Raw genomic sequence first — 11,566 nt, 5'->3', positions numbered from 1 at the left:
TCCGAAGGAAGACCATGATGCTGAACACACCGGCCCTGACGCCAGGCACCCTGTTCGCCCGCGAAACCCTCTGGCAGTCCTGGCTGGACGTAGAGGCCGCGCTTTCCGAAGTTCAGGCTGAAATGGGGGTCATACCTGAATCCGCCGCTCAGGGCATCCGCGACGCAGCACGGCTTGATGTGATCGGTATCGAGGCGCTGGAGGCCGACATCCAGGTCACGCATGCCCCGATCCTGTCGCTCACCCGCCTGCTGGCGCGCACGGCAGGCGAGGCGGGAGCCTATGTTCACTGGGGTGCAACGACGCAAAACGTGATGCAGACCGGGCGCATCCTTCTGGTCCGCGAAGCCGATCGCGAAATCCGCAAGGCGCTGGCCGGGGTCCTGACCCGGTTTTCGGATCTGGCCGATACACATGCAGACACGCTCATGGCGGGCCGGACCAATCGCCAGCATGCGCTGCCCATCACCTTCGGTTTCAAGGTTGCCGGCTGGATCGAAGAACTGACCCGGTCGGTCGACAGGCTGGATGGCGGGGCCCGACGCCTTTTTGCCTTGCCGTTCGGCGGAGCGGTCGGAGCGATGCATGCCTTCGGCGCCGAGGGGCGCGAACTAAATCGTCGGCTAGCGGCCCGTCTTGGTCTGCGCGAACTGCTTGTGCCCGGACGGACCAACAACGATCTTTTCGCCGACTATGTCGTCCAACTGTCGCTTCTGGCAATGACGGTGGAACGCATCGCATCAGAACTCTACCTGCTCATGTCTCAGGAGATAGGCGAGATCTCCGAGCGGCTCGATCATGGTACGGTCGGGTCCTCTACCATGCCCCACAAGATCAATCCGAAATACGTGGTTCGGGTTCTGGCCGACACGGCCGAACTGCGTGGCCTTGCCGCTCCCGCCATGGAAACGGGTCGGTCAAGCCACGAAGGCGACTCGGCCACGAACCAGCTTCTGGGCTCGATCCTGGATCGCGCGATCCCGCTGGCCTGGGACATGGCGCGGCGGTTTGAAGGGCTGATCGCCCGCATCGAAGTGAATGCGCCGGTCATGGCGCGCAACGCCAACCTGACTGGCGGTGCCATCGCCACGGAACGGCTGATGATGATGCTTGCCCCGATGATCGGTCGCGCAGAGGCCCACGATCTGGTCCATCATGCGATAGAGAACCACTCTGAGGAACAGTGCAGTGTCGCTGACGCACTCCGGAATGACAGTACGGTTCTCGCCCATCTCAGCGACGCCCAGATCGCCGATGCGCTCGATCCTACGGGCTATTGCGGAGACAGTTCATCCATCGCCCGCGACGCGGCCATCGCGGGTCGGAGAACGGCCGAACGATTGTAATGGGTCTGCTGCATTAACCTGGGAACCGCACAATAGGGGCGTGCCCAGTTTCCATCATGCGGCTTCGGGGAAGAGATTGGCGACGAAGATGATTTTTTTGGCCACGCAGACTTTGCAGTTCTCGAACTGGCCGTTTCTGATTGTGCGGAAAGTCTCGATCCCTGCGAGGGCCGCTTTGGCGCCGGCCAAAGTTCGGAAGGACCGCATTGGTCGCAGCCGCTGCTTCAACGCGGCGTGATCGCTTTCTATCCAGTTGTTCAGGGACTTCCGATCCACCTGCTGGATCACATCTTCCGGTCAGAGCTGGGCATTGATCTCACCCGGAAACCGATGCCGCTTGAACGGGTTCTTGAGCTGTGCCATCGGCTCCTCCATTATCATGAACACACTGAGCCTGCGGCGGCAGGCTAGTGAATGCTACAGACCCGTATTGATTGGTTCCGAAAAGTACTTCGCTTTGGCATCGCTTGCGCGGTTGTTGTCATTTGCCGGCTAGGAAACCTGCTGCGAGAGACTGTCGGCGGTTGACGTTGTTATCTCACCTCAGGGTGCGGTCCGATGAAGGTCGCTCATCAAATCGCACCCACGGGGCGAAAGTCAGCAATTATGCCGCATGAGGCCCATCACTTTTTCAGCGGTGCTTCGACTTCTGAGAAGGCCAGCACCCATGCCGGAAGGCGTTCGCCGCGGACTTCGATCGAATTCAGGGCGGTGGTGAATTCGGCCAGTTCCTCGGGTGTGAAACGGACGTCGCGCGCACCGGTGTTTTGCATCATATGCGCCATCTGGGTTGTCCCCGGGATCACCGCGATCCAGGGCTTCTGCGCCAGCAACCACGCCAGCGCGATCTGCCCCGGTGCGACCTGCTTGCGCGCGGCCCATTCCTTGGTAAGAGAAACCAGCGCAAGGTTGTTTTCACGGTTTTCCGGATCGAAGCGGCCCTCCATCGCGCGGGTATCGGCTGGGGCGAAGCTCGTTTGCATGTCGATGGCACCGGTCAGGAAGCCGACGCCGAGCGGGCTCCAGGCAACAAAGCCGATGCCCAGCTCTTCGCAGGTGGGCAGCACCCAATCTTCGGGCCCGCGCCACAGCATCGAGTATTCGTTCTGCACTGCCGTCAGCGGCGTTTCGGCATGGGCGCGGCGCAGCGTTGCCTGCCCCATCTCACTCATGCCCCAGTTCAAAACCTTGCCTTCCTGCATCAGGTCTTTGATGGTCCCGGCGACATCCTCGATCGGCACCTCGGGGTCGACCCGGTGTTGATATAGCAGGTCGATCCGGTCGGTCCGCAGGCGGCGAAGCATGTTTTCGACCACAACGCGCGTATGCTCCGGACGGCTGTTCAACCCCGGCAGCCGTGCTCCGGTATCCTGGTCAATGTTCCAACCGAATTTCGTGGCGACGACGACCTCGTCGCGGAAGGGTTCGATCGCTTCGCCCAAAAGCTCTTCGACGACGAAGGGGCCATAAGCCTCGGCTGCGTCGAAGAAGGTCACGCCTTCGTCATGGGCTCGGCGGATGATCTCAAGCATCTCGGATCGATTGGGGATCAGGGTCTGGTAGGTTCGGGTCATGTTCTGAACCCCGAGGCCGACGCTTGAAACGTCCAGTTTTCCGCCCAAGAGGCGATGGTTGCCGACGGCACCAGAGGTCAGCGGCGTCTGGGGTGTCGCCGTTTAAGCGTTTGCCGTGCCAGCGGCCAGCAGAGGCGCCGCCACCAACATCCCGGCCGTACCCATAAATGTCCGGCGGTCCATCGAAGTTTTGGTTTTGTTTGTCATAGTGATCAGTCCTTGTCTGTCATTGTCAGGATAAATTCCGGCAGACGCGCGCCCTCAATCACGACCTGCCGGGTGGCCGTTTCGATCTCTGCCAGATCCTCGGTGGTCAGAACCACCGTTGCCGCGCCTAGGTTTTCTTCCAGGCGGTGGAGCTTGGTCGTGCCGGGGATGGGGACAACGCTGGGGCCCTGCGCCATCAGCCATGCGAGTGCGATCTGGGCTGGCGTGGCCCCCTTGCGGGTGGCGATCGCCTTGATCAGGTCGACCAACGCCATGTTCGCCGCACGTGCTTGCGCCGTGAACCGTGGCGAGATCGCGCGAAAATCCGTCGCGTCCAGCGGAGTCGTTGCCGTAATGGTCCCGGTCAGGAAGCCAGCCCCGAGCGGGCTCCAGGGTACGAAGCCGATCCCCAGATCGTTGCAGGCCGCCAGTACACCGTTTTGCTCAACGTCACGGGTCCAGAGCGAGTATTCGCTTTGCACGGCCGCAACGGGGTGTACCGCATGGGCGCGGCGGATGGTCGTCCCGCTGGCTTCCGACAGGCCGTAATGTCTAAGCTTGCCCGCATCGATCAGGTCTTTGATGGTCCCGGCCACATCCTCGATCGGCACCTCTGGGTCGACACGGTGCTGAAAGAGCAGGTCGATATAATCGACCTTCAGCCGCGACAGGCTGGCATCGACGACGTCGCGGATATTCTGCGGGCGGCTGTCCAGCCCATAGCGTGAACCATCGGGGTTGATGCCGAAACCGAATTTGGTGGCGATCACCACCTGATCGCGGAACGGCTTCACCGCTTGGCCCAGAAGTTCTTCGTTGGTGAAAGGTCCGTAGGCCTCTGCAGTGTCGAAAAACGTCACGCCGCGGTCGAACGCCGCCCGGATGAGGTCTGCGCCTTCGTCCCGCGCAACTGTTTGGCCGTAAGAGCCGTCCAACCCCATGCAGCCATAGCCGATTTCGGACACTTCAAGAGCGCCAAGTCGCCGTTTCTCCACGGTTTTCTCCTTCTACACGACGGCGCATCGCCACCGGGATTTGTCTGTGTGGAGAAGTTATCGTCTTTTTCATTGTTAGATTAGATGATATAGTTGGCATGAAGTAATATTGGATTTCGATAAATGAAGCGCGATGAACTGGGTGAACTCTCGGCGTTCCTGGCAGTGGCACAGGAGCGGAGCTTCACCCGCGCGGCGGCAAAATCAGGCACGTCGCAATCGGCGCTGAGCTACACGGTCCGAAAGCTGGAGGAACGGCTTGGTGTCAGATTGCTGACCCGGACGACCCGCAAGGTATCCGTTACCCAAGCCGGTGAACGGCTTCTTGCGCGGCTCGCACCGGCCATGAGCGAGATCGAAGCCGGGCTAAAGGACGCGACTGAATTGCGCGACAAACCCTCAGGCACGATCAGGATTACGATGCCGGAATATGCCGCCAGTGCGCTTATCTGGCCACGGTTGGAACCCATGTTGCGTAACTACCCGGATGTGCATGTCGAGTTCAGCATCGACAATCAATTGGTCGATATCATCGCCGATCGCTTCGATGCCGGAGTGCGCATTGGCGAATCCGTCGCCAAAGACATGATCTCTATGCGGATTGGGCCTGATCTGACCATGGCCGCAATCGCCTCGCCTGAGTATTTTGCCCGAAACCCGATTCCGAAAACGCCCTACGATCTGGCCCAGCATCGTTGCATTAACATCCGTCAGAGCACCTTGGGGGGGCTGTTTGCCTGGGAGTTCGAAAAGGATGGCCGAGAGGTTCGCGTCCGGGTGGACGGCCAACTGACATTCAGTGGCTCGCCGCTCGTGCTTGCAGCAGTGAAAGCAGGCTACGGGATCGCCATGGTCTCTGACGACATTGCCAGCCCGATGATCGCCGATGGCTCGGTCGTCCGCGTTCTGGAAGACTGGTGTCCGCCATTTTCCGGATATCACCTCTACTACCCCACGCGGCGACAACCGTCTGCCGCGTTTTCGCTGGTGGTGGATGCGTTGCGTGGGGGGGCGGACGTGGCCGCAAAAGTGCGGACCGACCTTCACTGAATTTATGAGCGTACGGCACTGGTGATGACAAACCAAGACGTTCTGGTCGGGGTCTCGTTTCGTTGTTATGCCAACGAAGTGGTCTCAATCGTGCATGACACCCGCGAAAAAGAAGTGGAAACCGTCGCGATTTCTGACAGTACACTTTCTCCACTCGCAAAATCCGCTGATGCATTTTTCGCTGTGCCAGAGTCTAGGCACAGGTTTTCAAGGTCGATTGCAGCGCCACCTTGCGTCGCGATGCTATTGTCCTTGCGACGGCTGCCCGTTTGCAGAGCGGGTCAACACACCCTGAAATTCCAATTGTGACGCAAGGCTGATCGACCTTGAGAAGAGCCTGCCGATTTGTAGACGCTTCGCTTGGCCGTTCTGGCGTCGATTGATCGGGCGAGTCCGAAGTCGACGCAGTGGCCTGCTGTCCCTCGTTGAATTCAAAGCGACACAGCGCAAACTCGGAAGGGTAGGGGCCTTGGCAACTAGGGCGTTACCGTGCGTTTCTGACGGCGTCGCGCAGCTCTGCGTGAAGTAGCCAGTTCCCCGGATCTTCATCGTTTCTTTGCTTGCCGCGGTATCCCAAGAACCTTGTGCCGTCGTGTTCGTCTGTTGCGACGGAAGACGTTGCTTCCAAGGAAAGATAATTGGCGATCAACAGGCCAGCAGAGGCAAAAGCGCGATTGGATGACGCCCTTGATTTGTATCCGGCCGCGTTTGCCAAGCTTGCTTCTGACATTCCGCCATCTTCGGCAAAGGCCAAGGCGGTCAGCATAGCGTGTTGCGGGCGCGAAAGCGCGACCTGGGCCATCGCTTCGGCATATTCTTCAATGCTCGGAATTGAAAAGCCTGTTGTCGGATCGGCCCGACGATCGTCTGTTCTTCGGACTTCCCGTGCGTCGATGACTTCGTGCAATGCGGCGATCGCAGCCTCTTCCGTCGCCCCTCTTGCTTCGGCAATCAGGCCGCGTGCGTTTGTCGGCGGTTTCGGAAAGGCCCGGGCTACGTATTCCCCGGAAAGGCGACCGGATTTGATCTGGTACCGCCCATGTTCGCCCAGTTGGATCGCCACCGGCGTATCCGATGACCGTTCCACCGCCTTCTTTTCCTTTGTGTCCTTGAAGAGATCCCGGCCCGTTGCCGTTTTACCTTCCGTGCTGAAGCGCGTCATGATGGCTTTCTCCCGAGATGGTTGTAGGCGATATTAACTTGTAGCCGGATTACGCCGGCAGACGTCGTGCCTCCGCGAATGTCACCAACCGGCGTCCGCTCTGATCCCAAAGCGCGAGGCGGGCACAACTTAGGCTTTCGCGCAGGGTCACACGGTTCAAATTCACCAGCGCGTCATGGTCGCGAAGCACTTCAGGAAGGCGATAGAACGGGATCCGGCTGGCGAGATGGTGGACGTGGTGAACGCCGATGTTTCCCGTGACCCAGCGCAAGATTGGCGGAAGATCGTAGTGCGAGCTGCCCTCAAGGGCAGCGTTCTGAATGGCCCAGTCCGCTTCGCTGTTCCAGCTGGTGTGCTCGAACTGGTGCTGGACGTAGAAAAACCATACGCCGATGCTTGCCCCGAGGAACATCGTGGGAAGGTAAACAATGAGTACCACTTGCCATCCGCCGAACCAGATCACAGCAGAGAGGAACGCAGCGATTGCGGCGTTCGTGGCCATGGCGCTAAGCCAGTATTTCCACCCCGACCACATGAGACCGACCGGAAGGCGGTTCTGCAGGAAGAAGGTGTAGAAGGGCGCTATTCCGAACAGGAACAGCGGATGCCGGACAAGCCTGTACAGGCCCCGCCCAACCAGACTTTTCGCACGGTACTCATCCACAGTCAGGGTCGGCAAGTCGCCAACACCGCGCCGGTCGAGGTTGCCAGTGGAGGAATGGTGGATGGCGTGGGTTTCGCGCCAGACGTCATAGGGCGTGAGGGTGATCACGCCGATAGCGCGTCCGAGCCAATTGCAAAGTTGCTTGCTGCGGAAGTAAGAGGCATGGCCGCAATCATGCTGGATCACGAACAGCCGCACGGCAAAGGCCGAATTCACGAGCGCCAGAAACAAGGCCAGCGCGGTGCTGTATGAAAGCACCCACCACGCCACTGCCCAGATCGCGAAAAACGGCACAAGCGTGACGATCAATTCCAGAACGCTGCGCACGGGGTCGGGCGCCCGATACCGGGTCAGCACACGGTTCCATTGACCGGCATCAACCGGACCTTCGGTGCTGGAACTGAAGTCGGTCGCGGTGCCCGGGCTCTCTGAGGAGAGAGCCCGAGCGTCGCGTTTATGCGAGCGCGAGATTGGTCGCGCTTTCGCGGCCGTCACGACCGGTTTCTACGTCGAAAGTCACCTTCTGGGCGTCCGACAGGCCGGTCAGGCCAGCGCGCTCAACAGCAGAGATGTGGACGAAAACGTCCTTGCCACCGGTTTCGGTTTCGATGAAGCCGAAGCCTTTTTGAGTGTTGAAAAATTTCACGGTGCCATTAGCCATATCCGTGGTCTCCTGTTCTAGAATGCTGCCCACAACATGCGGCAGCCCGGCAAAGTCAGACTTAGAGATCGACTGTAGCCGGATGAACGGAAGCAGAGGGTCGCAGAGAATCACGTTAGCACGCCACAGATGGAGACTTGGGAGCAGAAACACAAGAGCCAAGACCGAAGGATGGGAATTTGTTTCCGAAATCACCGTACATTTTTTGCGGCCAATGACAAAATTCCTTTCAAGCTCCGCGTCTCGCCATCGTTCTTTCGCATGAGCAGACGGAAACCACGTCGCGGGGCCATCGTGACGCCCGGAACGGATCGCCGCTTAACGGCGTATTGTCGGCTTTGCTTTGGGCCAACGGTGGGTCTCTGGTTCCCGAGAATGCGACCTCGGATCCTGTCGGCGTAGCGTCTGGCCCTATTGATGTACAGTGCCACACGGTTCCGCAGGTTCATGCCGTTGAGACGGACATGATGCACGAAATATCGCAAAATAGTCGAAATTACATAGTCACACCTTCCCGGTCAGTTCGGGGACGGCGTCGAAGAGGTCCGCGACGAGGCCGAAGTCGGCGACTTGGAAGATCGGGGCTTCTTCGTCTTTGTTGATCGCGACGATGACCTTTGAGTCCTTCATGCCCGCAACGCGCGACATCGAACCCTTCCCGGACAAGCTGGCGCCATACTTTGCGGACGCCGTAGACTTGGTAGTTCTCCTCCTAGACGCGTTCGATCTCGGGACGCAGGGCGACAATACGACCGGCGCGATAAGACAATTGCGCTGGATCAGCCCGCTTCGCCAGGTGATCGTAATAGGTAGAAGGGGCGATCGGCAGCACCGCGCAGATCGGCTCGACCCCGTGCGCATTACGATGCGCCTCAATGAAATCCACCATCACTTCGACCGGCGGTCGAGCTCCGCCATTGCAAAATAAGCCGACGCCTTGCGCAGGATCTCGTTCGCTTGGCGCAGTTCCCGGTTCTCCCGCTCCAACGCCTTCATCCTCTCGGCCATCTCGCTCGAGACGCCCGCGCGCTTGCCGCCGTCGACCTCAGCCTTCTTGACCCAGTCATTCCGCGTGTTCGCCGAACATCCGATCTTCGCAGAAATCGACGTGATCGCCTGCCAGCGAGATCCGTGCTGACCCTCATTGTCGAGTACGATCCGCACCGCGCGTTCGCGTACTTCCGGGGAAAACTTGTTCGTAGGCTTGCTCATGATGCTCCATCCCACTCAGCAGTTGGAGCCTCCGGAAAACCCGGCGCGGTTCAGTCGATCCGACCTGCCCGAGAAAGAGCGTCTGGCGCTGTTCTCCGGCCACAGTTTGCGCGCCGGTCTCGCCAGCTCGGCAGAAGTCGATGAGCGCTACGTCCAGAAGCAACTGGGGCACGCCTCGGCCGAGATGACCCGCCGCTACCAGCGCCGCCGCGACCGGTTCCGGGTGAACCTGACCAAAGCTGCCGGTCTCTGACGCCCTGCCCCATCACGCCGCCTGCCGCGCACTCTCTGGACAGGCAAACAGTACTGCCCCCGCAAACAACAAGACCCACAGGCCTAGGCCCATGGGTCAAAGGTTTCGTCAATTACGCCTTGTCGATCTGGCGGACCTTATCGCCCCCAGCGACCGAGTATTTCATCGGCACTTTGCGCGTCGCCAGAAATTCGTCCAGCGTTTCGCCCCGGAAGGCGGCATAGACCTCCGGGTTGGAGACGCCGACCACGGCGGCCATCTTTTCCAGCATAAAGAAAGACACGCCGCGCCGGATCAGCTCAATCCACTTACGGCCCTTGACCAAATCAATCTCGTCATCGGTCAGGCCCCATTCCGCCGCCAGCGCATCGAAGTCATCGACAAACCGCGCCCGGTGCGCCGGAATGATCAGATCGTGCAAAAAGCTGTTGAGCCGGAAATTCGCCTGACTGACCGCATGGGTGAACGGATAGGTGCCCGCCACGGTTTCGGCCCCGGCCAGATGATAGCCCATATGGGCGCGATAGGCCTCAAGCTCGGCGGCATCGGGGGTCGTGCCTTGATCTTCGAAAATCAGCGTCGCGATATTGGTCACCGATGGCGCATAGGTGGCGCGATGCACCAAGGACACATCGTCCGACAAGGCCCCGCGCATGATCAGCCACATGATCACCTCGGCCCCTTCCATGCCGCCGTTGACCACATACTCGGCCAAGCGCATATCCACCAAGGTCTGCGGCTCAGAATGAAGCAGATCCAAGAACCGCTCGTCCCAGTCTTCGTTCAGGAACCCGGCGCGTTCACCATGCACCTGATGCGACAGCCCGCCGGTTGCCATGATCGCGACGTTGATATCCTCGGGATAGCTCTCAATCGCTTTGCGCAGCGATTTGCCCAGCTTCCACATGCGTTTGGGCGTGGGGATCGGCAATTGCAGCAAACCGCAATGCAGCGGCACAACCTTGCCCTGCCACGCGCCATTTTCATCGCCGAGCATCGACAGCGGCGACAAAAACCCATGATCAACCGGCTTACCCTGAAAGAAGGACATATCGAACTCATCCGCAGTCAGGGCCATGGCGATATGCTGGCTTAGCCCCAGATGCCCCTTGGCGGGCGGCACATCACGCGGGCCGCCACCTTCATCCGCTGGCACATATTCCGCGTCTATCCCCATGGAGAAGAACGGATAATGGTCGAAGTAGAACGAGGTCACATGGTCATTGTAGATCAGGAAAATGACGTCGATTTCCTTTTCCTTGACCCAGTCGCGCACCACGTCAAACCCTTCAAAGATCGGCGCCCAGGCCGGATCATTTCGTTTGCCGGTGTCCTTGGCAAAGCCAATGGTGGGGGAATGTGACGCGCCGATGCCGCCAATGAGTCGAGCCATGATATGTCCTCCTATCGTGTTCTCTACTCGCTAACGCCTTCCATATATCCGAACAATCATGCTAATACCGTCATCAGCGTTCAATTATTCGGACAATAAAGGGCCCTCATGCGCTGGAAGATCGACGATTTGCCTGTGTTCGTGGCGATTGCTGAAACCGGCGGGATCACCGCCGCCGCCACCCGTTTGAATATGCCGAAGTCATCGGTTTCGACCGCCTTGGCGCGCCTGGAAGAGGCGCTTGGCCTGCGCTTGGTTGAACGCAGCACCCGCAGTTTGCGGCTGACCGGCGAAGGCGAAACCTTTGTGCAATTGGCGCAGGCCATCAGCGAACAGGCCCGCGAAGCCGATGCGCTGATGATGGGGCTGACCCAGACGCCGCGCGGACGGCTGACCGTATCTCTGCCCCCCGCCTTCGCCCAAGAGGTGCTGGCCCCGCGCCTACCCGCCTTTCACGCCCGCTATCCCGAAGTCGCTCTCGATCTTGGCACCTCGCCGGGCAAAGAGGTGCTGCCCGAAGGATGCGACATCGCCGTTGTGGTCGGCGCGCTGGAAGATTCCGATCTGGTGGCGCGCAAGCTGATTGCCGGGCCTTTGGTTTGGGTCGCCTCGCCCAAGGTCGCCGCCGCCCTTCCCGCCGCGCCAGACCCCGCCGAGGTTCCGGCCTATGTCGCCATCTGCGAACGCCGATATGCCCTGCCCCGCCTGCCGGTGCACGTGCTAGGCCGCGCCGCGCAGATCGACATGCAGACCGGGATCAGCCGCACCGACGACCCGCTGATCGTCCGCCAAGCCGTCATGAGCGGCGGCGGAGCCGCGCTCCTGCCCCGCCGGTACTGCCGCGATCAGCTGGCCGCAGGTACGCTGAAAGAGGTGTTTGCCAATATCTCGCTGGATCTGGCGGCGTCGCAACTCTCGGCCGTCTACTCCAGTCGCCGCCTGATGTCCCCCCGCCTGAGGGTGTTTCTGGACTTCCTGACCGAGGTCTGTTCAGGCGTTTAGCCCTGTGTTAGAGCCTGTTTTCAGGCACCAATCCCCGCGCCCAACAT

At 60.0% G+C, this 11,566-nt stretch carries 11 protein-coding genes, 3 pseudogenes and 1 other annotated feature; of the genes and pseudogenes, 5 read left to right on the top strand and 9 right to left on the bottom strand.

Features of this window, described 5'->3' with window-relative positions; translation table 11 throughout:
• Positions 1 to 14 precede the first annotated feature (14 nt).
• Positions 15 to 1,346 carry a lyase family protein gene (locus PRI8871_RS16390; protein ID WP_108887276.1) on the top strand — a complete coding sequence of 444 codons (1,332 nt, stop codon included), beginning with the start codon at positions 15 to 17 and terminating at the stop codon, positions 1,344 to 1,346.
• A 54-nt stretch (positions 1,347 to 1,400) separates the two neighbouring features.
• Here the strand turns inward: PRI8871_RS16390 and PRI8871_RS16385 are convergent, their stop codons facing one another.
• The 3 genes from PRI8871_RS16385 to PRI8871_RS16375 all read right to left on the bottom strand — a co-directional run bounded on the left by PRI8871_RS16385 (position 1,401) and on the right by PRI8871_RS16375 (position 4,122).
• Positions 1,401 to 1,634: a DDE-type integrase/transposase/recombinase gene (locus tag PRI8871_RS16385; protein ID WP_108887275.1), complete on the bottom strand. Its 234-nt coding sequence runs from the start codon at positions 1,632 to 1,634 to the stop codon at positions 1,401 to 1,403.
• Between the two features lie 335 nt (positions 1,635 to 1,969).
• Entirely contained in the window at positions 1,970 to 2,968 is a 999-nt protein-coding gene (locus PRI8871_RS16380) for an aldo/keto reductase (protein WP_281258641.1), read from the bottom strand.
• A gap of 164 nt (positions 2,969 to 3,132) precedes the next feature.
• A complete protein-coding gene (locus tag PRI8871_RS16375) occupies positions 3,133 to 4,122 on the bottom strand; it encodes an aldo/keto reductase (protein ID WP_108887274.1) in 990 nt (329 codons plus the stop codon).
• Positions 4,123 to 4,245: 123 nt separating this feature from the next.
• On the opposite strand from PRI8871_RS16375, the gene PRI8871_RS16370 reads away from it, so the two are divergent.
• Both PRI8871_RS16370 and PRI8871_RS20245 read left to right on the top strand, forming a co-directional pair.
• Positions 4,246 to 5,172, top strand: coding sequence for a LysR family transcriptional regulator (locus tag PRI8871_RS16370; protein ID WP_108887273.1), 927 nt, complete (start codon positions 4,246 to 4,248; stop codon positions 5,170 to 5,172).
• Positions 5,173 to 5,196: 24 nt separating this feature from the next.
• Positions 5,197 to 5,481 (top strand): SIS domain-containing protein, encoded by a 285-nt coding sequence (locus PRI8871_RS20245; protein ID WP_219929036.1) that lies wholly within the window; start codon positions 5,197 to 5,199, stop codon positions 5,479 to 5,481.
• Between the two features lie 175 nt (positions 5,482 to 5,656).
• On the opposite strand, the gene PRI8871_RS16360 is transcribed toward PRI8871_RS20245, so the two are convergent.
• The 5 genes and pseudogenes from PRI8871_RS16360 to PRI8871_RS16340 form a co-directional block, all read right to left on the bottom strand.
• On the bottom strand, positions 5,657 to 6,334 hold the full coding sequence (locus tag PRI8871_RS16360; RefSeq protein WP_108887272.1) for a hypothetical protein: 678 nt from the start codon (positions 6,332 to 6,334) through the stop codon (positions 5,657 to 5,659).
• 49 nt (positions 6,335 to 6,383) lie between these two features.
• Positions 6,384 to 7,355: a fatty acid desaturase gene (locus PRI8871_RS16355; protein WP_108887271.1), complete on the bottom strand. Its 972-nt coding sequence runs from the start codon at positions 7,353 to 7,355 to the stop codon at positions 6,384 to 6,386.
• 97 nt (positions 7,356 to 7,452) lie between these two features.
• A complete protein-coding gene (locus PRI8871_RS16350; protein ID WP_042463316.1) occupies positions 7,453 to 7,659 on the bottom strand; it encodes a cold-shock protein in 207 nt (68 codons plus the stop codon).
• Positions 7,660 to 8,163: 504 nt separating this feature from the next.
• Positions 8,164 to 8,298 (bottom strand): annotated as a pseudogene (locus tag PRI8871_RS16345) (electron transfer flavoprotein subunit alpha/FixB family protein); the annotation flags it as partial.
• A pseudogene (locus PRI8871_RS16340) lies at positions 8,294 to 8,871 on the bottom strand (transposase); the annotation flags it as partial. The pseudogenes PRI8871_RS16345 and PRI8871_RS16340, both read right to left, overlap by 5 nt.
• Positions 8,474 to 8,590, bottom strand: a sequence feature (AL1L pseudoknot). (Overlaps the previous pseudogene by 117 nt.)
• 55 nt (positions 8,872 to 8,926) lie before the next feature.
• Between PRI8871_RS16340 and PRI8871_RS16335 the strand changes: the two are divergent.
• A pseudogene (locus PRI8871_RS16335) lies at positions 8,927 to 9,124 on the top strand (tyrosine-type recombinase/integrase); the annotation flags it as partial.
• Between the two features lie 112 nt (positions 9,125 to 9,236).
• On the opposite strand, the gene PRI8871_RS16330 reads toward PRI8871_RS16335, so the two are convergent.
• Positions 9,237 to 10,517, bottom strand: coding sequence for a gallate dioxygenase (locus PRI8871_RS16330; RefSeq protein WP_108887270.1), 1,281 nt, complete (start codon positions 10,515 to 10,517; stop codon positions 9,237 to 9,239).
• A gap of 108 nt (positions 10,518 to 10,625) precedes the next feature.
• Here PRI8871_RS16330 and PRI8871_RS16325 point away from each other — a divergent pair, with 108 nt between their 5' ends.
• Entirely contained in the window at positions 10,626 to 11,519 is an 894-nt protein-coding gene (locus tag PRI8871_RS16325) for a LysR family transcriptional regulator (RefSeq protein WP_108887269.1), read from the top strand.
• Positions 11,520 to 11,566: the final 47 nt, after the last annotated feature.

It is taken from the genome of Pseudoprimorskyibacter insulae (assembly GCF_900302505.1).
Lineage (GTDB): Bacteria > Pseudomonadota > Alphaproteobacteria > Rhodobacterales > Rhodobacteraceae > Pseudoprimorskyibacter > Pseudoprimorskyibacter insulae.
Note: the sequence above shows the minus strand (reverse complement) of the source record. Positions and strands in the feature narration are given on the sequence as shown.